17 protein-coding genes are annotated in these 22,865 nt (G+C 46.3%); 4 read left to right on the plus strand and 13 right to left on the minus strand.

The genetic code is table 11. The features are described 5' to 3' along the window. Nucleotides 1-19: 19 nt before the first annotated feature. The 4 genes from A2X74_RS08730 to aceE all read right to left on the minus strand — a co-directional run bounded on the left by A2X74_RS08730 (nucleotide 20) and on the right by aceE (nucleotide 6,768). Nucleotides 20-880 carry an AraC family transcriptional regulator gene (locus tag A2X74_RS08730; protein ID WP_293626904.1) on the minus strand — a complete coding sequence of 287 codons (861 nt, stop codon included), beginning with the start codon at nucleotides 878-880 and terminating at the stop codon, nucleotides 20-22. Nucleotides 881-951: 71 nt separating this feature from the next. Continuing rightward, entirely contained in the window at nucleotides 952-2,736 is a 1,785-nt protein-coding gene (gene lpdA, locus A2X74_RS08735; protein ID WP_293626902.1) for a dihydrolipoyl dehydrogenase, read from the minus strand. Between the two features lie 9 nt (nucleotides 2,737-2,745). Beyond that, nucleotides 2,746-4,056 (minus strand): dihydrolipoyllysine-residue acetyltransferase, encoded by a 1,311-nt coding sequence (aceF, locus tag A2X74_RS08740; RefSeq protein WP_293626900.1) that lies wholly within the window; start codon nucleotides 4,054-4,056, stop codon nucleotides 2,746-2,748. A gap of 15 nt (nucleotides 4,057-4,071) precedes the next feature. Further along, a complete protein-coding gene (gene aceE / locus A2X74_RS08745) occupies nucleotides 4,072-6,768 on the minus strand; it encodes a pyruvate dehydrogenase (acetyl-transferring), homodimeric type (protein ID WP_293626898.1) in 2,697 nt (898 codons plus the stop codon). A gap of 204 nt (nucleotides 6,769-6,972) precedes the next feature. Between aceE and A2X74_RS08750 the strand changes: the two genes are divergently transcribed. Genes A2X74_RS08750 through A2X74_RS08765 form a run of 4 tightly spaced genes read left to right on the plus strand, consistent with a single transcriptional unit; the run spans nucleotide 6,973 to nucleotide 13,213 of the window. Next, entirely contained in the window at nucleotides 6,973-9,483 is a 2,511-nt protein-coding gene (locus A2X74_RS08750; RefSeq protein ID WP_293626896.1) for a PAS domain S-box protein, read from the plus strand. A 35-nt stretch (nucleotides 9,484-9,518) separates the two neighbouring features. Continuing rightward, nucleotides 9,519-10,166 (plus strand): response regulator, encoded by a 648-nt coding sequence (locus A2X74_RS08755; RefSeq protein ID WP_293626894.1) that lies wholly within the window; start codon nucleotides 9,519-9,521, stop codon nucleotides 10,164-10,166. Between the two features lie 6 nt (nucleotides 10,167-10,172). After that, a complete protein-coding gene (gene folD / locus A2X74_RS08760) occupies nucleotides 10,173-11,027 on the plus strand; it encodes a bifunctional methylenetetrahydrofolate dehydrogenase/methenyltetrahydrofolate cyclohydrolase FolD (protein ID WP_293626892.1) in 855 nt (284 codons plus the stop codon). Between the two features lie 53 nt (nucleotides 11,028-11,080). Further along, nucleotides 11,081-13,213, plus strand: a complete 2,133-nt coding sequence (locus A2X74_RS08765) for a M3 family metallopeptidase (protein ID WP_293626890.1) — start codon at nucleotides 11,081-11,083, stop codon at nucleotides 13,211-13,213. 11 nt (nucleotides 13,214-13,224) lie between these two features. Here A2X74_RS08765 and xth read toward each other — a convergent pair whose 3' ends face one another. The 9 genes from xth to A2X74_RS08810 all read right to left on the minus strand — a co-directional run bounded on the left by xth (nucleotide 13,225) and on the right by A2X74_RS08810 (nucleotide 22,859). Next, on the minus strand, nucleotides 13,225-14,070 hold the full coding sequence (gene xth, locus A2X74_RS08770) for an exodeoxyribonuclease III (protein WP_293626888.1): 846 nt from the start codon (nucleotides 14,068-14,070) through the stop codon (nucleotides 13,225-13,227). Then, a complete protein-coding gene (ntrC, locus tag A2X74_RS08775; RefSeq protein ID WP_293626886.1) occupies nucleotides 14,063-15,514 on the minus strand; it encodes a nitrogen regulation protein NR(I) in 1,452 nt (483 codons plus the stop codon). The genes xth and ntrC overlap by 8 nt, the downstream gene beginning before the upstream one ends. Further along, a complete protein-coding gene (glnL, locus tag A2X74_RS08780; protein ID WP_293626884.1) occupies nucleotides 15,511-16,647 on the minus strand; it encodes a nitrogen regulation protein NR(II) in 1,137 nt (378 codons plus the stop codon). Before glnL ends, ntrC begins: the two co-directional genes overlap by 4 nt. Nucleotides 16,648-16,658: 11 nt before the next feature. Then, nucleotides 16,659-18,074 (minus strand): type I glutamate--ammonia ligase, encoded by a 1,416-nt coding sequence (gene glnA, locus A2X74_RS08785; protein ID WP_216275440.1) that lies wholly within the window; start codon nucleotides 18,072-18,074, stop codon nucleotides 16,659-16,661. A gap of 197 nt (nucleotides 18,075-18,271) precedes the next feature. Further along, nucleotides 18,272-19,135 (minus strand): molybdopterin-binding protein, encoded by an 864-nt coding sequence (locus tag A2X74_RS08790; protein WP_293626877.1) that lies wholly within the window; start codon nucleotides 19,133-19,135, stop codon nucleotides 18,272-18,274. Continuing rightward, nucleotides 19,128-19,988 carry an EI24 domain-containing protein gene (locus A2X74_RS08795; protein ID WP_293626875.1) on the minus strand — a complete coding sequence of 287 codons (861 nt, stop codon included), beginning with the start codon at nucleotides 19,986-19,988 and terminating at the stop codon, nucleotides 19,128-19,130. The genes A2X74_RS08790 and A2X74_RS08795 overlap by 8 nt, the downstream gene beginning before the upstream one ends. Nucleotides 19,989-20,030: 42 nt before the next feature. Continuing rightward, nucleotides 20,031-21,008 carry a sterol desaturase family protein gene (locus A2X74_RS08800; protein ID WP_293626873.1) on the minus strand — a complete coding sequence of 326 codons (978 nt, stop codon included), beginning with the start codon at nucleotides 21,006-21,008 and terminating at the stop codon, nucleotides 20,031-20,033. Nucleotides 21,009-21,023: 15 nt separating this feature from the next. Beyond that, on the minus strand, nucleotides 21,024-21,794 hold the full coding sequence (locus A2X74_RS08805; RefSeq protein ID WP_293626871.1) for a polysaccharide deacetylase family protein: 771 nt from the start codon (nucleotides 21,792-21,794) through the stop codon (nucleotides 21,024-21,026). Nucleotides 21,795-21,803: 9 nt separating this feature from the next. After that, nucleotides 21,804-22,859 carry a cytochrome D1 domain-containing protein gene (locus A2X74_RS08810; RefSeq protein WP_363925346.1) on the minus strand — a complete coding sequence of 352 codons (1,056 nt, stop codon included), beginning with the start codon at nucleotides 22,857-22,859 and terminating at the stop codon, nucleotides 21,804-21,806. Nucleotides 22,860-22,865 lie beyond the last annotated feature (6 nt).

Genomic DNA, 22,865 nt, shown 5'->3' on the forward strand with positions numbered 1-22,865 from the left:
TTTATATATCAGGAAAACCCTAGGAATCGAGCTTGGAGGTCTTTTCTACCTGCAGTCGATACTGACTTGGTGCTACGCCTTGATGCTGCTTAAAAAATCTGGTGAAATGACTAGGCGCAGAAAAACCGAGCTCATCGCCAATGTGGATGAGGCTTTCTTCGTTACTGGCAAGCGCATCGAAGGCAAACTCCATCTTGAGTACGTTTGCAAAAACAACTGGCGATAGGCCAGTACAGCGACGGAAAAGATCAAAAAAGTGAGAGCGCGATAAATCAACGCTTTTAGCAATGGTAGAGATATCGCTAAAGCCTTGCGGAGATGTCCGCATCAAATGAATTGCCTTACGAATTCTTGGGTCCATGAAAGCTAAAGCACTTCCCGCAGCGCGGAGGTCACCTTGAGATATATATCCAATATCTTCCATAAAAGTGGCTGTGAGGTCTAACAACAGAGACTCTAGATGGTCATGGGTAATTTGATCAGACCACCATAGTTCCATTGAGATCTTCTCAAGAATCTGCTTTTGCATAGCGCTCATCGCCGAAAGATTACTTGAGAAAAAACGAGGGTGACTACTGGCTAAGAATTTCTTACTAAAGGAAGCAAGCCACTTTGGCTCAAGGTATAAGGCGAGCAGTATGGGACTCTCTCCATTTACCGGCAAATGTAAATAGGAGTGCTCTTCCCAAGCATTAATTAAAACAGCGTTATCGCTCGTCAAAGGACAATGCGCACCCCTTACCTGAAATGCAATGTCAGGGCCCGCCACCTTGCAAAGTATGTGGCAGTGATGGTGCGCATGAGTCACAAGAGGGGCATCCATTTCTAGGAGTGCCACCCTTCCAAATTCACCATGCAATAAACGAATTACCTTTGACATGGTGTAGATGATCTCACAGAGCAAACCGCAGTGCTAAGCATTGCTATATTGCACTGCAAAATAATGCGCTGTTACCTCTTCTTAACCGGCGGGAGATCGGTACAGTGGCCATGAGCTGCTTCCGCAGCCAAGCCAACAGACTCACCCAAAGTTGGGTGCGGATGAATGGTTTTGCCGATATCAACGGCATCAGCACCCATCTCAATCGCAAGACAGACTTCGCCAATTAAGTCGCCAGCATGGGTGCCTACAATACCGCCGCCAATAATGCGCTTACTTGTAGCATCAAAAATAAGCTTCGTGAAACCTTCATCACGACCGTTAGCAATCGCCCTGCCACTGGCAGCCCATGGGAATAAGCCCTTCTCATAAGCAATTCCTTGAGCTTTACATTGCTCTTCAGTCAAGCCGGCCCAAGCCACCTCTGGATCGGTATAGGCAACAGATGGAATTTGCTTGGCATCGAAATAAGACTTTTCACCAGCCGCTACTTCGGCAGCAACATGACCCTCATGCACGGCTTTATGGGCAAGCATAGGTTGGCCAACGATGTCACCAATAGCAAAAATATTATTTACATTAGTGCGCATTTGATTGTCGACCGGAATAAAGCCACGCTCATCAACGATGACGCCTGCAGCCGCTGCATCAATCTTTTTACCGTTAGGTGTGCGGCCCACTGCGACCAATACTAAGTCGTAAGTCTGCGGCTCTGCCGGAGCGTTCTCACCCTCAAAGCTCACCTGAATACCATCGGCTTTCACTTCAGCTTTAGATGCACGAGTCTTGAGCATGATCTTTTCAAAACGGCCGGCATTAAATTTCTCCCAAACCTTTTCTAAATCACGATCAGCCCCGGCCATCAGGCCATCCATCATTTCGGCAATATCAATACGAGAGCCTAAGGTGCTATAGACAGTAGCCATTTCCAAACCAATAATGCCGCCACCAATGACTAGCATGCGTTTTGGAATGCTCTTGAGCAATAAGGCCCCGGTGCTATCGACAATACGAGGATCTTCAGGCAAAAACGGGAGTTTTACCGGCTGGCTTCCGGCTGCAATGATTGCCTTCTGAAAGCGCACTACTTCTTTTTGACCGGCCAGATCCTGGCCATCACCTTTCGTTAACTCTACTTCAACGTGATTTGCATCTAAGAAGCGCCCTAATCCGCGCACCACAGTCACTTTGCGCGCTTTGGCCATGCCAGCCAATCCGCCAGTTAACTTGGCAATGACAGAATCTTTGTAGCCACGCAGTTGATCTATTTCAATTTTTGGGGCGCCATAGCTAATGCCATGCTTAGACATCGTCTTGACTTCATCCATCACTGCAGTCGTATGGAGCAAGGCTTTTGATGGAATACAGCCCACGTTCAAGCAAACGCCGCCTAAAGTCGCATAGCGCTCCACCAAAATAGTGCTCATACCCAAATCAGCGCTGCGGAATGCGGCGCTATAGCCGCCAGGACCCGCACCTAATACGAGCACTTCACACTCGTGGTCGACTTTGCCGCTATATTGGCCGGCGATAGGAGCAGCAATGACTGGCGCTGCTACTGGGGCTGGTGCCGGAGTTGGACTAGCTGAGGGTGAAGAAGCCTGAGGCGCAGATGCAGCCCCTACTTCAATCTCAGCAACCGCACTACCCTTGCTAACCTTGTCGCCAGCCTTAACGGAAATACTTAGAACAGTGCCGGCAGCATCAGCCGGAACTTCCATAGTAGCCTTGTCAGACTCGAGCACAAGTAATGGCTGTTCTTTTTCAATAACATCGCCCACTTTGATGAGCACTTCAATTACGGGTACGTCTGAGTAATCACCAATATCTGGGACGAGAATAATTTGCTTAGCCATATCTTCTCCTTATAGCGCTGCACGACGGAAGTCGGACATCAACTGAGCGATATAGACATTGAAACGAGTTGCCAAAGCGCCATCAATCACGCGATGATCTGCGCTTAAGGACAATGGGCAAATTAGGCGCGGTACAAATTGCTTACCATCCCACACTGGTTTCATAGCAGCTTTACTTACCCCTAAAATTGCCACCTCCGGTGCGTTCACGATCGGTGAGAAATACGTACCACCAATTCCACCTAAAGAAGAGATCGTAAAACTAGCGCCCTGCATTTGCTCTGGCTTGAGTTTTCCATCTCGGGCTAGGGCAGCTAACTCTGAAGTTTCGCGAGCGAGCTCAAAGATACCTTTTTTATCCGCATCACGAATCACTGGTACCACTAAACCATTTGGCGTATCTGCGGCAAATGCAATATTGAAATATTTCTTCAACACCAAGTCATCGCCATCAATAGAGCTATTGAACTCAGGGAATTTCTTAAGCGCAGCAACAGCAGCTTTCATCAAGAAAGCCAACATCGTGATTTTAAGACCCTGCTTTTCATTCTCTTTATTCGTCAGAACTCGGAATGCTTCGAGATCGGTAATATCAGCATCTTCGTGATAAGTCACAGCAGGAATCATGACCCAGTTACGACCTAAGTTCGCAGCAGTCAATTTCTTAATACGATTAAGTGGCTGACGCTCAGTCTCTCCAAATTTAGAGAAATCCACTTTAGGCCAAGGAATTAAATTCAGGCCACCTAAGCTACCACCAGATGCATTTGATGAACTTGCAGCTCCACCACTCATAGCGGCCTTAACAAATGCCTGTACATCTTCCTGAGTAATTCTGCCTTTTGGACCAGATCCTTTAACTTGATGAACAGTGACACCAAGTTCACGCGCAAACTTACGCACGGAAGGACTAGCGTGACTTGCAGTGGGATCAACTACAACTGGCGTATTGATGACAGGTGGTGGTGCAGGTGCACGCACAATCGGCGGCTCTACTTTTGGAGTTGGGGCAGCAATCGGTTCAGCTTTTGCAGCCACTGGGGCTGCAGCAGCTTGAGTCGGGGTAGCAGCTGCGGCACCACTTTCCTCAAGCACCAGAACAATGGCACCTTCTGAAATGGAGTCACCCACTTTAACCTTGACCTCTTTCACCACACCAGAATGTGATGATGGAACATCCATGGTTGCCTTATCGGATTCTAAGACAACAATAGACTGCTCTTTCTCAACACGATCACCGGCTTTCACCAATACCTCGATGACAGGCACATCTTTGTAATCCCCAATATCCGGGACTTTAATATCAATTAGTTGGCTCATAGTATCTGTCTCTAATCAAACCATCATTGGGTTTGGTTTGGTGGTATCGATTTCGTACTTCTTAATTGCTTCCGCTAGCTTTTGACGATCAAGTTGACCAGCATCCACCAAAGAACGTAATGCTGTTAATACAACCCAGCGACGATCTACTTCAAAGAAGTCGCGCAACTTTTCTCGTGTGTCTGAACGACCAAAGCCATCAGTACCCAAAACTTCGAAGCGACGACCCATATGCTGAATTGCTGGACGAATTTGTTCCGCAAATAAACGCACATAGTCAGTAGCTGCAATAATTGGGCCAGTAGTATCTTTCAAGCACTTCTCTACGTGAGACAAAGAAGGTGCTGCCGTTGGGTTTAATAGATTGTTGCGATGTACTGCATTCCAATCACGGCCTAACTCGGTAAAGCTTGGGCAACCCCACAGATCAGATGCGATACCCCAATCTTTATGCAAGATCTCAGCAGCTTCAATCACTTCACGGAAAATCGTGCCTGAACCCAAAAGCTGAACGCGCAATTTAGCATTGGCATCACCAACGGAGTCGAGCTTGTACATGCCTTTAATAATGTCTTGTTCTGCACCCTTTGGCATTGCTGGGTGAGCATAGTTCTCATTCATCAAGGTGATGTAGTAATAGACATCTTCTTGCTCGGCCAACATGCGACGCATACCATCTTGAATAACTACCGCCACTTCAAATGAGAATGAAGGGTCATAGCTAATACAGTTTGGAATGGCAGCACTCCATACTTGGCTGTGGCCGTCTTCATGCTGAAGGCCTTCGCCATTCAAAGTGGTTCTACCGGCAGTGCCACCCAATAAGAACCCACGGCTACGCATATCGCCAGCAGCCCAACAAAGGTCACCAATACGCTGGAAACCAAACATCGAGTAGAAGATGTAGAAAGGCAACATCGGCACGCCATGAGTCGAGTATGAAGTTGCAGCAGCGATCCAGTCGCACATACCACCCGCTTCATTAATACCCTCTTGCAAGATCTGCCCAGTCTTATCCTCTTTATAGAACATCAATTGATCATGATCTTCTGGGGTGTAGAGCTGGCCTAGTTGATTCCAAATGCCGAGTTGGCGGAACATGCCCTCCATACCAAAGGTACGAGACTCGTCAGGAACAATTGGAACCACACGCTTGCCAAGAACTTTGTCGCGCACAATCGTATTGAGCATCCGAACAAAAGCCATGGTTGTGGAAATCTCGCGACCTTCTGATGTCGCCTCTAGTAAGGGCGCAAATACATCCAGCGCAGGCACAGGCAGGCTCTCTGCTTTCATACGACGCTGTGGCAAGTAGCCACCCAACTCTTGACGTCGAGCTTTCATGTACTCGAGCTCTGGACTGCCTTCAGCAAACTTGACTAAAGGCATTTCATCCAATTGCTCATCCTTCACCGGAATCTCAAAGCGATCACGGAAACGACGTACATCATCGGCATTCATCTTCTTTGCTTGGTGAGCAATATTCATCGCCTCACCCGATCCACCCATACCGTAACCCTTAATGGTGTGAGCCAAGATAACTGTTGGTTGATTTTTGTGATTCACGGCTGAATGAAAGGCTGCAAATACTTTATGAGGATCATGACCACCACGATTCAGCTGCCAAATCTCATCATCACTCCAGTCACTCACTAGCGACTTTAATTCGGGAGTATTGAATACGATCTCACGAACATAGGCACCACTCTTCGCTTTCATGGTTTGGTACTCGCCGTCCACGATTTCGCCAAGACGTTGCATCAAGATGCCTTTTTTATCGCGTGCGAACAGAGCATCCCAATGACCACCCCAAACTACTTTAATTACATTCCAGCCAGCGCCACGGAATTCACTTTCGAGCTCTTGAATAATTTTGCCGTTACCACGTACAGGACCATCAAGGCGTTGCAAGTTACAGTTCACAACGAAAATCAGGTTATCTAATTTTTCACGGCCAGCCATACCAATTGCGCCGAGTGATTCTGGCTCATCCGTTTCACCGTCACCGAGGAAAGCCCAGACTTTGCGACCTTCTGCCTTGATAAACCCGCGATCTTGCATGTAGCGCATAAAGCGTGCTTGATAAATAGCCATGATCGGGCCAAGGCCCATTGAGACTGTAGGGAACTGCCAGAAATCAGGCATCAACCAAGGATGCGGATAACTGGAGATACCCTTACCGCCAACTTCTTGACGGAAGTTATTCAACTGCTCGTCTGATAATCGGCCCAGCATATAAGCTCGTGCGTAAACACCAGGAGCTGAATGCCCCTGAACAAAAATCAGGTCACCACCATGCTCTGGAGATGGCGCATGCCAAAAATGATTAAAGCCAACGTCATATAAAGTAGCGGCCGATTGGAAGGATGAAATATGGCCACCAACGTTGGTGTCTTTGTTTGCACGAAGAACCATGGCCATCGCATTCCAGCGAGTATATGAACGAATCCGATGCTCCACATTTTGATCGCCAGGCAAGCGCGCTTGCTGCTCTACCGGAATCGTATTGATGTAGGGAGTTTCAGCATGGAATGGTTGATTTACTCCATTGACTCGAGCATGAGAGATTTGCTGATCTATAAGATAGGCCGCACGTTCCGGACCTTCATTACGAATGACGCCATCTAAGGCCTGTAACCACTCTTGAGTTTCACCTGGATCCGCATCTTGCTTTCCTGCGCTACCCAAAATTTGATCTGGAACTGCTGCCATAAACTGCCTCCATTAGTCACATCGGTCTGATTTATTCACTCTATAGGCAATATTCTAGGAAGGTCCATGGGTGTAAACAAGCAATTTTCCACATAATGATAATATTTATCACAATGTGATATTTTGTTGCAACGCAATCCAAAAAGCCAGAGCGGCCACAATGGGCGAGAAAGCGGTGCTAGTAAGGCAAAATAGCCCTATTACATGAAAAAAATCGCATTTTCGATATGGCAACTCAAGCCTGTGAGATGGATCCGTCGAATACGGGGATTTAAGCTTGTCTACACGCCTTTAATTGCGATTGTGCTGTTTACCGTGGTGATGGGCGTCATAATGGGCACGCTTCAGCTCCAGGAAAAAAGTCAGCAAGAAGCGGCACTATTTAGAGAACTCTCTTTTGCAAAGCAACGCATTCAATTGCGTTTTGCAAACAATACCGATGTGTTGCAATCCATTGGGCGGGATTATGTCAGCGCCGGAGATTCCATAAAGTTAAAAGATAACGCGCTTCTTCAGGCAGAAAATCTTCTGCAAAACAATCATGAGATTGCGAAAATTGCCTGGATTAATGAAACATACCAGAGTGAATGGAAGGTACCTCCGCACAACTTAAAAACCGATTGGTTTAATAAAGTAAACAATGCGAACGTCATAAATAAGATGCTACAGAGAACGCTTGAGCTTAGCGCCGCCACTAATAGGCCGGCGTTTAGCAATTTCATCTCACTTGAAGTTCCAAGCGACGAGGTCATCTCCAAAGAAATTCGCAATGTGTTTTGGCAAACAGTGCCTCTACTTTCTGGTAACGAAATTAAAGGCATGGTTGCCGCTCTGTATACAACCCAGGGGATACTAGAAATGATCCCCGCGGAACTCAAAGCCCAATATCGATTCACTCTAATTACAGGTGATGATCAGGTCTTGGCAATCTCATCTGATAAAAATACGCCGAAACGCGCATTTAGCAATCAAACCAGCTTAGATATTGGCGTCCTAAGTCCAAACCTTAGCCTCAGGATCGATACCTACCCTCCAGAAACCAATTTAACGTTCAGGATGTTGATTGGCGTTGTTCTGGGTTTAAGTGCCTTCGTGATTTGGAGTTTGTGGTCTGTTTTAAAGCAGATGCAAGTTAGACAAGAAGTAGAGGCGAATCTTCGGGCTGAGACAAATTTTCGTAGTGCGATGGAAAATTCCACGCCAGTTGGAATTCGCGCACATGATATGAATCGGGCGATCACCTATGTCAACCCTGCTTTTTGCGAGATGACTGGTTGGTCTGCGGAAGAGCTGATAGGACTTAGCCCCCCTTTTGCCTTCTGGCCTGAGGATCAAAAGGAGGGGCTCACCAAAAAAATGAATCAAGCTCTCCAGATGACCTTGAATCAAGATAAGAAGATTGGGGTCGAGGGCTCAATCCTCCACCGTAACGGCTCAGTCATCCAGACCCGAACATTCATTGCTCCACTGATTGATGAAAAGGGCAAACAAACTGGTTGGATCACCTCATTAATTGATATTTCTGAGCCAAAGAAAATTCGCGAGGAATTAGCTGCGTCACAAGAACGATTCATTACTGTTTTAGAAGGTTTAGATGCATCAGTTTCAGTGGTCTCTAATGAAACGGGTGAGTTATTGTTTGCAAATCGCTTCTATCGCGAACGTTTTGGTAGCTCTGCTAAAGGTCATCGTGATTTAGCCGGTGGCGATATTAAGCAAAACGTATTGCAAGCTCCTATTGAAGCCAGTATGGCCACCTCCTTGCATCAAGAAACAGAGTCAGAAGAAATTCAATTGCTCGATGTATCAACGGGAACTTCAAAATGGTATGAAGTACGCAGACGATTTGTGCCATGGGTTGATGGACAGTTAGCACAGCTATTGATTGCTACAGATATCACGATTCGTATTGAGGCAGAGGATTTAGCGCGCCAACAAGAAGAGCGCATGCAATTCTCTAGCCGCTTAACTACTATGGGTGAAATGGCGTCCTCTCTGGCGCATGAGTTAAACCAACCGCTTGCTGCAATTTCAAACTACTGTATGGGTGTAGCCAAACGCCTGCAAGGACAACTTGAGCCTGCTCTACAAAAAGACATTCTTCCCGCACTAGAAAAAGCTTCGGATCAAGCGCATAGAGCCGGAACAATCATTCAGCGCATTAAAGGCTTTGTGAAGCGTAGCGAACCGCAACGAAAATCTTGCGACATCAGTGAAATTATTAATGATGCGGTTGGCTTAGTTGAGATCGAAGCACATCGACACCGCATGAACATTGCCACTCAAATTGCCGAAAATCTCCCGCCAGTGGATGTGGATCCGGTTTTAATTTTGCAGGTCCTAGTGAACCTTCTTAAGAATTCACTGGATAGTATGAGGGAAGTCTACCCCCTCTCATCACGCTGGTCTGCCCCTCCAGTCAAAATTTCGGCCGACCTAGATACCAGCACCTTTCCTGCAATGCTACGCATCCAAGTAGCCGATACAGGTGCCGGAATCGCTGAATCCGTTATTGAACGGATGTTTGAGCCCTTTTTTAGCACTAAAAACGATGGAATGGGCATGGGTCTGAATATTTGCCGATCTGTAATCGAGTCCCATCAGGGCCGACTTTGGGCAAAAAATCAGATGGATGCAGAACATACAAAGCTGTCGGGCTGCACCTTTACAATACTATTACCTCTAGAGTCTCCGGGCTCAATGGCAAATAGTTAATTTATGTATTTTTAGATTTATCTGTGAGAGCTAATATGAATATCAGTGCTACTACCAAACCAAACCAAGCTGAAGTGGTTTATGTTGTAGATGACGACGAGGCGGTTCGCGACTCCCTCACCTGGTTACTAGAAAGTAATGGGTATGTTGTTCGCTGTCATGCAAGCGCTGAACGATTCTTACAGTCTCTTCAAAGCACCGACAAATCTACGATCTCTTGCGCAATCTTAGATGTTCGAATGTCAGGCATGTCAGGCCTTGAATTACAAGAACGTTTAATTAGTGAAAATCTACCAATGCCCGTTGCATTTATCACTGGTCATGGTGATGTGTCGATGGCAGTTTCAACAATGAAGCGTGGCGCAGTTGATTTCATTGAAAAGCCCTTCAAAGAAAATGATCTCTGCGGTTTGGTTGATCGCATGCTTGCAAAAGCACGTGTTGATTATTCTCAAGCAAGTCAACGCAAAATCACTCAGAGCCTCTTAAGCAAACTGACTGGTCGTGAGCGCCAAGTTCTCGAGCGCATTGTGGCTGGCCGCTTGAATAAGCAGATTGCAGATGATCTGAGTATTTCCATCAAAACTGTTGAAGCACACCGCGCCAACATTATGGAAAAGCTCAACGTAAATACCGTTGCAGATTTACTCCGCTTAGCACTATCAGATCCACAACCTAATTAATTTCTTATGCCTGCACAGCTACTCGACGGCGTTGCCTTATCCAAAAAACTACGTACTGAAATTGCTGCCCGCGGCGCAATCGTTACCGCCAAAGGCGTTAGACCAGGCCTAGCAGTAATTGTTGTTGGAGAAAATCCGGCAAGCCAGGTTTATGTCCGCAATAAAGTAAAGGCTTGTGAAGATGTCGGCTTTCATTCTGTGCTCGAGCGCTATTCAGTCGAGTTAGGTGAAGAGGAATTGCTGGCTCGCATTGCTACCCTGAATGCTGACCCATCTATTCACGGTATTTTGGTTCAACTTCCCCTTCCAGAACATATTGCAGCAGAACGCGTTCTAGAAGCAATTGCCCCAGAAAAAGATGTGGATGGCTTTCATGTGGCTAATGCTGGCGCCTTAATGGTGGGCCAGCCTGAATTTAAGCCCTGTACCCCCTATGGCTGCATGAAGATCCTCGAGAGCATTGAATACCCTATTCGCGGTGCTCGCGCAGTGATTGTGGGCGCTTCCAATATCGTTGGAAAGCCGATGGCGATGCTATTACTGCAAGCAGGTGCAACTGTCACCATTTGCAATAGCAAAACGCGTGACCTGGCGCACCACACTAAGGATGCTGACATCTTGGTGGTTGCCACCGGCAAACCCAAAATGATTACGGGCGATATGGTCAAGAATGGTGCCGTTGTGATTGATGTTGGCATCAATCGCATGCCTGATGGCAAGCTTTGTGGTGATGTTGATTTTGATGCCGCCCAGTATATTGCTGGCTGGATCACACCTGTGCCTGGTGGCGTAGGCCCCATGACGATCACCATGCTCCTCATGAATACCTTAGAAGCGGCAGAAAAGGCAGCAAAACGCTAGGGAATTGATTGGGACTTTTGGCAAAATTGCCTGCAGTCCATTAAGCTAGAGGGATGACTACATCTACCCCTTTACAAGCCTCTGCTGACCTACAACAAAATCCACTCATTTCATTCGGCCGAGGTATTTGCGACTACTCTCAGGTCAAGTCTTCGGACATTAAACCTGCGATAGATTTTCTACTGGCACAAGCGGAGAAAGCAGTGGCTCAAGCGGTCGACCCAAAGACGCCAGCAAGCTGGAATGAGTTGGTTGAGCCTCTCGAAGATGCCACCGAATCTCTCAGCAGATCATGGGGAGTGATTTCACACCTCAATAGTGTTGCAGATACGCCAGAACTGAGAGCAGCTTATGGTGAAATGATCCCCAAAGTTACCGCGTTCTTCTCAAGCCTAGGTCAAAACTTAGCGCTTTACCAGAGATTCAAAGAGCTTAGTCAAAGCTCTAGCTATGCCAATCTAAGTACTTCGCAGAAAAAAGTGATTGAAAATTCTTTAAGGGATTTTCGTCTCGGCGGAGCAGAACTGAGTGATGGTGATAAGCCACGTTTTTCCCAAATTCAGGATGAGCAAGCATTGCTAGGAAAAGCATTTTCAGACCATGTATTAGATGCGACTGACAGCTTTGTCCATCTCGTTACAGACAAGTCTGAGTTGGCAGGGTTACCTGAAGACGCCATTGCCGCAGCTGCAGATACAGCACAGCAAAAAGGTTTGCAAGGTTGGGCTTTTACCCTCCACTTCCCCTCTTACTACCCAGTCATGCAGTACTCAGAGAATCGCTCACTACGTCGCTTGATGTATGAAGCTTACGTAACGCGAGCCTCAGAATTGGCTCCCCAGTATTCAAAAGGAAAGCTAGATTGGGACAACACTGCAAATATGCTGGAGCAACTCAAGTTGCGTGATGAAGAAGCACGCATGCTAGGGTTTGAGAACTATGCTGCTCTGAGTCTAGCCCCCAAAATGGCCAGCAGTGTCAGTGAGGTAGATGGGTTCCTCACTACCTTTGCACAAAAAGCGAAACCATTTGCACTGAAAGATTGGCAAGAGCTTTCTAACTTTGCCAAAGCTGAATTGAATATTGGCGATGGACTGGAGCCATGGGATATTGCTTTTGCCTCTGAAAGACTTAAACAAGAACGCTACTCTTTCTCCGAGAATGAACTCAAGCAATATTTCCCGCTACCCAAAGTGCTAGATGGACTCTTTCAAGTCATCCAGACTTTGTTTGGTGTGAAAATTGAGAGCGCCAATCTGCCAACTTGGCATGGGGATGTCCAATCCTTCTCGGTTAAGAATGCTGAAGACAGGGTTGTAGCCTACTTCTATTTAGACCCATATGCTCGCCCTGGTAAGCGCGGTGGCGCCTGGATGGATGATGCGCGTGGTCGCAGAGAATTGCCTAATGGTGAGATTCAAGTGCCAGTAGCGTATTTGGTTTGCAATTTTGCACCTCCAGTAAAAGTAGATGGCGTGCTGCGTCAACCCACCATTACGCATGATGATGTCATCACCCTATTCCACGAGAGTGGTCATGGCCTGCATCACCTCTTAACCCAGGTAAGCGCTTTAGGTGTATCCGGTATCAATGGTGTGGAATGGGATGCGGTTGAATTACCGAGCCAGTTCATGGAAAACTTCTGCTGGGAGTGGGAGGTCTTAGAAAAGATGACCTCACATGCTGAGACTGAAAAACCTCTCCCCCGAGAGCTTTATGAAAAAATACTAGCTGCAAAGAACTTCCAAAATGGCTATATGACATTGCGCCAAGTGGTGATGTCTCTGACTGATTGGCGCCTGCATGCTAATTTTGATGCTGTAAATGCAAAAGGTCAGGCGGTGTTGGAGCTATCTAAAAGCATTGCAGATGAATTCAATGTTATTCCGCAACCAGCTATCTCCCGATGGATCAATACCTTTAGCCATATTTTTGCAGGAGGTTACGCAGCAGGCTATTACAGCTATAAATGGGCTGAAGTACTTTCTGCGGATGTTTACTCTGCCTTTGAAGAAGCAGCAAAACTCACTGGCAGTGTTCTGGATGAAAAAACGGGGGCTCGTTATCGCCAAGAGATCTTGGAGGTAGGCGGCAGTCGTCCGGCAGCTGAGTCATTCAAGGCATTTAGAGGCAGAGAACCCAGTATTGATGCCCTACTTCGTCACGGCGGCCTGGTCACCCAGTGAAGCTAAAAGTTCTAGGCTGAAATCTTTGCAATGACGGGGGCGTGATCCGAAGGTTGCTCCCAAGTACGAGGCTCTTTATCGATAATGCTTTCTGTGCATTTATCTTTAAGGGCCTCGCTTAATAGAATGTGATCAATCCGCATTCCAGCATTTCTTCTGAAGCCCATCATGCGGTAATCCCACCAGCTAAAGGATTTAGGCGCCTGTTCAAACATCCGATAAGAATCGATAAGCCCTAGATTTAAAAGCTGCTGAAACGCCTCTCTCTCAGGCGGGGAAACGAGGTTTTGACCAATCCACTTAGCGGGATCATGCACATCATCATCCGTAGGTGCGATATTGAAATCGCCCAAAAGTGCTAAGCGACTATTCTGAGCCAACTCATCGCTTAACCAATCTTCTAAAGCTTTGAGCCAAGCTAATTTGTAGGCAAACTTATCGCTATCGGGCGATTGTCCATTAGGGAAGTAAGCAGATACCAAGCGAATGGGTTGCATCCCTTTAAAGCACACTGTAGCTGCCAAAATACGCTGTTGTTCATCCGTGTTGCCAGGGATATTTCTAATGGGCTTTAAAAAAGTTGTTTCATGATTACTGGCAATCGGAGCTAATGCAGCTTTGCGAACAATAATGGCCACACCGTTATAAGTCTTCTGACCAGCAGCGATGCTGAGGTAGCCCGCATCTTCAAGTTCCTTGTGCGGATACTTATCATCAGTGAGCTTGAGCTCTTGAAGACAAAGAGCATCAATCGGCTTCTTAGCCTTCTCTTGGTCCTGCAGCCACTTGAGTACATGAGGTAAACGTACCTTCAGTGAATTCACATTCCAAGCAGCTATTCTTACTGACTCAGCCATCAATACCAAGCTCCTGCAATTTACGAGTAATCGTATTGCGACCAATTCCAAGACGCTGCGCAGCCTCGACGCGTCTTCCGCGGGTTACTTCAAGAGCTGCCTGCAACACCGCCTTTTCAAATTTTGAGCATAGTACGTCATACACTTCCGCATCGCCATCCTGAAGCATTTTGGCAGCCAGGCGACCCAAACCACTCTCCCAATCTATGGAAGCACCTCTCAGCACTACTTGGGCCGAAGGACTAGATTCACCCTGCAATAAGACGGGCTGCTCACCCGCTTCAGCCAAAATATCAGCAGGTAAATCACTGACACCAATGACATTGGACGGCGTCATTACTGTTAGCCAATGGCAAAGATTTTCCAGCTGTCGGACATTGCCAGGAAATGGCATAACGCTAATGTCCTTTAATACTTCATCAGATAGCTTTTTAGCTTCGACACCCAGAGATTTGGCGCATGACAACATAAAATGTCGTGCCAGCACTGGAATATCTTCGGCGCGCTCACGTAAGGCTGGCATCCGCAAGCGAATAACATTCAAGCGATGTAATAAATCCTCGCGGAAAGCACCTGCAGCAACTCGGGCCTCTAGATTTTGGTAGGTTGAAGCAATAATTCGAACATTGGCCTTAATGGGGTCTTGCCCACCAACTCGATAGAAATGACCATCGCTTAAAGCGCGCAATAGGCGAGTTTGAAGATCAAATGGAATGTCGCCAATCTCATCTAAAAATAAAGTACCACCATCAGCCTGCTCAAAGCGGCCACGACGCAAAGTCAAAGCACCGGGGAAAGCGCCACGCTCATGACCAAACAGTTCAGACTCTAATAAATCCTTAGGTACTGCAGCAGTGCTAAAGGCAATAAATGGACCTTTAGCACGAGGACTATGCTTGTGCAACGCTTGCGCGACCAACTCTTTACCAGTACCGGATTCACCAGTAATTAATACTGTGGAATGGGACTGAGCTAATCGTCCAATTGCTCTAAAAACCTCCTGCATTGCAGGTGCCTGACCAATAATCTCAGTGGAATCCTGTCTCCAGCCATTCATCTCTTTATTGCCGGAAAGATTACGCTCACTTTGCTCCATCGCACGACGAATCAACTCTACAGCCTTATCGATATCAAATGGCTTAGTAAGGTATTCAAATGCGCCACCCTGAAATGATGAGACTGCTGAATCTAGATCCGAGTATGCAGTCATGATGATGACTGGAAGCATTGGATGGCTTTCTTTTACACTTTGCAAAAGATCTAAACCATTACCACGCGGCATCCGAATATCAGAAATTAATACTTGAGGAACTTCTTTCTCCAAGGCATCGAGCACATCATTCGGATTAGAAAAGCTCTTGTGAGGAATGTTCTCGCGAGTCAATGCCTTTTCTAGCACCCAACGAATAGATTGGTCATCGTCCACGATCCAAACGGGTTTCATAATGCTTTCTCCTGCCTACGATAAGGAATTTGAATATGGAAGTCAGTCCGTCCAGGACGACTGTCACAGGCAATAAAGCCTTGGTGTTGCTGTACAAAAGTTTGTGCGAGGGTGAGGCCAAGACCGCTGCCACCATCCCTGCCAGAGACTAGTGGAAAGAAAATACGCTCACGGATATCCTCAGGGATACCTGGGCCGTTATCAATCACATGCAAGTCCATGGCCATTTTGTAACGTTGCTTGGAGATGGTGACCGAACGAGCCACCCTTGTCTTCAATTCAATTTGAGCAATGCCTTGCTGTATTTCCTCTGATAAAGCCTGAGCAGCATTGTGAGCAATATTGAGGACTGCCTGAATCAATTGCTCGCGATCACCCAGAACCTCAGGAAGACTAGTGTCGTAGTTACGAATAATCCGCAATCCTTTTGGAAACTCAGCTAAAACTAGGCTACGAACTCTCTCCAATGCCTCATGGACATTAAATGATTCCATAGCGTGCGCTTTACGATGTGGCGCAAGTAATCTATCAACTAAGTTCTGCAAGCGGTCCGATTCTTTAATAATGACTTGGGTGTATTCACGCAAGCCCTTCTCTGGAAGCTCAAACTCTAGTAATTGCGCGGCACCTCTAATGCCGCCCAAAGGATTTTTAATCTCATGTGCTAAGTTACGCATTAACTGTTTATTTGCCTCTACCTGCTGCGTGACACGCTCATCACGCTCACTGCGTAGCTGCTGATCAATTGGAAACCATTCCATCATGATTAGTGTCGGGCCTTCAAGACTAGCTACGACTACGTGCGCAGGAATTGACTCCTGATGAATGCTACCTGGTAAAGAATGCAATACCATCTCTTGGCGTTGTGCAGATACATGCCCCGCTTTGACCTCTTCGATCATGCGCTTAATGGAGGCATTATCCCCAAAGAGGTTGTGCACAGACTGACCCTCAAGTGATTTTCGTGACAGATCCAGTGCAGACTCTGCGGCGGGATTCACGTAAACCAATTGTTGGGTCTCAGCCTCAAATACCACTATGGCATTGGGCATCTGATCAAGCAATGTCGGAAAAAAAGGAGCAGCCGAAGCTGCCCCTTTGAACGAATTGCGCAACAGACCTGCGCTCAACATTTCTCCTTCGCTTACAGGGAGTAGTACATATCGAATTCGATTGGATGAGTCGTCATACGGAAACGTGTGACATCTTCCATCTTCAAAGCGATATATGCGTCGATCATAGAGTCTGTAAAGACACCACCACGAGTCAAGAACTCACGGTCTTTGTTCAAAGCCTCTAATGCTTCTTCCAAGCTTGCACAAACGGTTGGGATCTTTGCATCTTCTTCTGGTGGCAAGTCATACAAGTTCTTGTCAGCAGCTTCACCTGGATGAATCTTATTCTGAACACCATCTAAACCGGCCATCATCAAAGCTGAGAAGCAGAGGTATGGGTTAGCCAATGGATCAGGGAAGCGAGTCTCAATACGACGACCTTTAGGGCTTGAAACGTGTGGAATACGAATCGAAGCAGAACGGTTACGAGCAGAGTAAGCCAATTTCACTGGAGCCTCAAAGCCTGGAACCAAACGCTTGTATGAGTTTGTACCTGGGTTGGTAATCGCATTCAATGCTTTAGCGTGCTTAATGATGCCGCCGATGTAAAACAATGCGAACTCTGACAAACCTGCATAGCCGTTACCAGCAAACAAGTTCTCGCCGTTCTTCCAAATAGATTGGTGAACGTGCATACCAGAACCATTGTCACCAACGATAGGCTTAGGCATAAATGTGGCTGTCTTGCCATAAGCATGGGCTACGTTTTGAACAACGTACTTCTGCCAGATAGTCCAGTCAGCACGCTCAACCAATGTGCTGAACTTGGTACCCAATTCGTTTTGGCCTTGACCAGCAACTTCATGGTGATGAACTTCGACAGGAATGCCTAAAGATTCGAGGATCAAACACATTTCAGAACGCATGTCCTGGAATGTATCTACTGGAGCAACTGGGAAGTAACCGCCTTTTTTACCTGGACGGTGACCAGTGTTACCACCTTCGATTTCAGCAGCTGAAGACCATGGAGCCTCTTCAGAATCTACCTTAACGAAACAACCCTGCATATCAGCACCCCAACGGACGCCATCAAAAATAAAGAATTCTGGCTCTGGACCAAAATAAGCTGTATCGCCTAAGCCGGTGCTCTTCAAATAAGACTCAGCACGCTTTGCAATCGAACGTGGGTCACGATCGTAACCTTTGCCGTCTGAAGGCTCGATCACATCACATGTGATCACCAATGTTGGCTCTTCATAGAATGGGTCGATATAGCAAGCTGTTGGATCTGGCATCAACAACATGTCAGAAGCTTCAATACCTTTCCAACCAGCAATAGATGAACCGTCAAACGCATGACCGCTCTCAAATTTGTCTTCGTCAAAATGGGAAATAGGTACTGTAGTGTGCTGCTCTTTACCCTTTGTATCTACAAAGCGGAAATCAACAAAAGTACATTCTTTCTCTTTAACTAACTTCATCACATCAGCGACGGTCTTCGTCATGCAAATCTCCTCTATTAACTAAATTCGGAATACAAACTTAAGGTGTACACCCTTGTTCATTCCAGGCATCAAACATGCCCTTGGGATGCATCTAATTTACTGAAGCAAACAAATGGGAACAATCATTATTGCACTAATTAAGTGCTCAAATATCGGTCAAAAGTCTAAAAATTGCTATATTTGCACCAAATTAGTGCTTAATTAGACTTAGCAATATCGTGAATTACATATCCCAGGGCCTCAGTGCCAGCTCGCAGAGCAATCCAAGCACTTTCAAGCAGGTTTGCATTGCCTTTGATACCTAATTCGATATGGCGCTCAGCGTAAACGCCACCCTTAGAGGAGTCGCCGACAGATGGGAGGCTAAAGACCTTTACCCCAGGAAAAGAAGCTTCAATACGCTCCATTAATGGCGTTAGAGTTGATTCAACACCCTTGGGAACGATAAAACTTTGCTCAGCCCAATTGTCACGATGAAAGAGGTCTTGATAGTAGTTATCTAGGCACCAGGACATCATTGGGGCTGCCATCACCGGAAAGCCAGGAACAAAGTAGTGCTCTCGAATAGAAAAGCCTGGAATCTGGTTATAGGGATTCGGAATAATGTCACTGCCCAGGGGAAACTCCCCCATCTTGAATCGATGTTGATTCTCAGGCGTATTGAGATCTGCCTTAATGGGATCACCCTCTGCCATAGACTGAATGCGACCCGCAATTAATTCCTGCGCAGTTGGATGCAACTCGGTTTTAGTTCCGAGCGCCAAAGCAGCACACTGCCTAGTATGGTCGTCAGGAGTGGCGCCAATACCACCAGTACTGAAAACCACGTCACCGCTGGCAAAACTATCCTTAAGGGTGGCCGTAATTTGCTCAGGATCATCTGCTACATATTTAGCCCAAGACAAACTCAAGCCACGCTCATTGAGCAACTCAATGAGTTTGCTAAGGTGCTTATCTTGACGACGACCTGACAAAATTTCATCGCCGATCACAATCAAACCAAAGCGGCGTGACTTAGTCTCAGGCAAATCAATACTGGCCTGTTTTGATGCTTCAACCATGGTACGGGAGCTCCATATCAATTACACGCGCCTCAATATTTAAAGTCTTCTCCATCTCAGACCTGCGCAACTCTTTTAGTGCATCGAGCAAATAATGCGTAAACCACAGCGCAGCAAATACAAAAATTAAAGAGTAAATCCAAAGAGCAACAAAACTCACAATCGGAAATAAGACTAAAGCCAATGCCGAGGTTGCCCAAAAGAAAGTAGGCACAGCACCGAGCATGCCTGAAACAATCCCCATGGCCAAGAGCGACCAGCGATGCTGATGCAAGAGCGTGTCACGCTCCTCTGCTGTGGCATGTTGTGCCAAGACATCGTAGGACATGAGTCGCATCGTCAGCCAACCCCATATCAATGGTGGCAAGACCGCAACTAGGGGCGGAATCCACCACACTGGCAAGGTCAACATCACCAATGCAAGACAGATTAAAGCAGACCAAATCGTATAAACAAGGCTTCCAAATAAACCCCCGCCCCGCTTTCTCTCGATGTCTTTATAGGCATGCTGACGAGTCACTACCTTGACAATAGTGGGGACAGTTGTGAAGGCGATGAATACCAATAGACTGATGGCAATCAAAGGAATCAACAGCATCACAAAAAATAGTGGCGCAATCCAAGCACGCGCATTTTCAAAGCCGGCCCAAATTAAGCCGTCCTGAATCCAACTCGTAAAGATAGAAGTTGTCAAAAAGATGCTGAGCATCTCGAGGGCCGGAGTCCAAGTCAGCCAAATTAAGCTACCCCATAAAATTGAAACAATCAGAAATGGGCGCAGACTTAACCACAGCATTCTAGGATGCATTGTTCCTACTAAAGCCAAGCCAAAAGACTTGAATACTTGCTGCATGCTATCCATAGATTTCCATTATCAACAAATGAACTGCTGGTTTTACTTTATCTTCGGGAAAATTTCTCGAACTGAGTGGACAATACCCTGCCACTGCTGCTGAAATACATTGGGAGAAATAGCTAAACCCCTAACGCCAGTGGGATGAACTTCCTTCGGAAAAATAGCAGTGTTGAACATCATGTCCCACCACGGGAACAAAACACCAAAATTGCAGCCACCTAAAACACCAGGCTTACCTTTAGCTTCGTGGCCATAGCCTACTGCGTGATGCATGCGGTGGTACATCGGAGAAACCAAAAGATACTTAAAAGCACCAAGATGAATTTTCAGATTAGCATGCTGCCAGCTCTGAATAAATTGACTCAGGACCACCAGCAAAATAAATTGGCTTGGGGACACACCAAACAGTAAGGCAAAGAAAGAAAACACCACTGCATGCAAGATGCTATCGAGTATGTGATTGCGATCATCAGACCAAGCAGTCATGACGGTTTGACTATGGTGCAAAGCGTGCAATTGCCACCACCAGTTAAATGTATGTGAAGCGCGGTGATACAAGTACTCAACAAAATCCAATAAGACGAAGTAGATGAAAAAACTCACTAATGGGATGGATGTCATTGGCGGCCACCATGACTCAACATTCAACCTACTAAAACGGAAATCATGGAGCACTGAATCAATTTGAAAGAAAAATCCCGACAAAGCGAGAAAAATCAATCCGTGAAAAATACCCAGCCGATGAAACAAGGTGTAAAAAATATCTGCTTTGGAGCTCTTGGCGAAACGCTCCTGAACCTCCGCCGGCGCAAATCTTTCCCAGGTGCGCAAAATGATGGCAATCAGCAAGATCTGAATACAACCAAATAAGAACCAATCGATTCCATCAAATACATCCTCTGCCATCGACATGAGATCGAATTGATACAGAATGGGTCCAGCTACATTAGCAAACAAGAATTCTTGAGTGCTAGCATAGGCAGAAGAGATGGCGGCTATTAAAGGATTGGAATCCATATAGTCAATTGTGACTTATTTATCTTGTTTTGGCAGAGTTGCAAAACAAAATCCTCGACCCTTTAAATTAATAATCAACTGCTCTAAAACTACTGGAGCCCAAGGGTCTTTACGCGACCAAATCCCTAAATGGGCCATAGTGATATCGCCGTCTTGGAGTTGACTACTCGCTTTATCGAGGAGCATCTGATTGGGATGGGTCTGCGAACTGAGCTCATCCCCCAGAAATCCTGCAGGATCCCAGCCAATGTGTTGGTAACCGCACTGTGATCCCATCCGAATTGATCGAGGAGAGGTTTTTCCACCGGGGGCACGCCAGATTTTATGAATATGACTACCAGTGAGTTCTTTAAAACGATCATCAACCCTTCTGATTTCTCGGCAATAGCTCGCTTCGTTATACAAACTCATCACGCCCGCCTTGGGGCCAAACTGTGGCTTTGCAAAGATCTCTCCACTGGGCCCATCTTTGACAAAGTACAAATGGTCATAGGTATGGCTGCCAAAGTGATGACCTTCACGTAAGCGGTCTTGCCAATAGGACTTCCAAGAATCATCAAGAGAAAAATCGCCGCGGTTAGTTTTTTCGTTTGCCAGAAAAAAAGTGGCTTTGATTTTTTGACGATTCAAGATGTCCGCAACAGTCTGAGCAACAGACATGTTGCCAGTATCAAATGTTAGATAAATCGTTTTTTTACATTGCGTCTCTTGAGAAAATCCAAACGAAGAGAATGTCGCTAAAAAAAATAGCGCCGTGATCCGAGCCAGAGTGCTATGCAAATACATCTAAGCTAGTTACTCCCAGCCAGCACGTGGTGCAAAGAAAACACCATGCGGAGATTTTCCAACTGGGATGACGGTCATTAGCTTCATGGATGGGATATCAATCACCCCCACCTTTTTAGAGAAACGGAGAGTAACCCACATAGTTTTACCGTCGGGAGTGATTTCCATATCATCAGGACCCGCAGGCAAGCCAGTAATATCCCCAGTCTTTTCCAAGGTCTGCATATTAATCATGCTGATAGTGGAGGCAATACGGTTACTCACAAAAACATGTTTTTTATCGCCTAATGGACGGAAATTATGGGCGCCCTTGCCAGTAAAGATGCGCTTCACTTCTTTGCGATTCTTCCAATCGATTACTTGGACGTTATCTTCTCCGGTGATACCCACTAAAAGATATTGGTCACCAGGAGTCATCCAAACACCAGCAGGCACTTTGCCCGTAGTCATTTTCCAAATGACAGTCTGCGTGTCTAAATCAATTGCGGCCAATTCATTGGAATCTTGCAGCGTGATAAATGCGATCTTGCTATCAGCCGTAAATGCTACGTGACTTGGTGTCTTGCCTAGCTTAATTGATTTAGCCAATTTTAAATCTGCGCCCTGAGCGTGATAGACATCCACCCTATCCAGGCGGTTGCCGTTAGCAACAAACCACTTATGATTTGGTGAATAGCCAATTTGGTATGGATCAATGATGTCAGGGATCCTGCCAGTCAACTCACCAGTAGTGGGATTCATCAGCACCACATCATTACCTGCAGCATTGGCAATCAGCAAGGTCTTTTGATCTGGGGTCATCATCAAGTGATGAGGTTCCTTACCAACAGGAACCGCCTTAATCACTTTTCGACTTGGCATATCAATCAAACTCACCGTTGCCTCGCCTGAGTTCAAAATAACTGCTAACTTAGGCTCTGCCTTGGAGTCCATAGGAACCGAAGTTTGAGCATAGGCGGAAGTAACTAACCCAAAAAGGGTTAGCACCGTGAGGGCTGAAATAGTGCCAACTTTGGCCTTACTAATATAAGTATGCATAGCTGACATTGTAAGCAATTGACGCACCAATGC

Origin of the sequence: Polynucleobacter sp. GWA2_45_21, assembly GCF_001830325.1 — a bacterium.
In the GTDB taxonomy this organism is placed as follows: domain Bacteria; phylum Pseudomonadota; class Gammaproteobacteria; order Burkholderiales; family Burkholderiaceae; genus Polynucleobacter.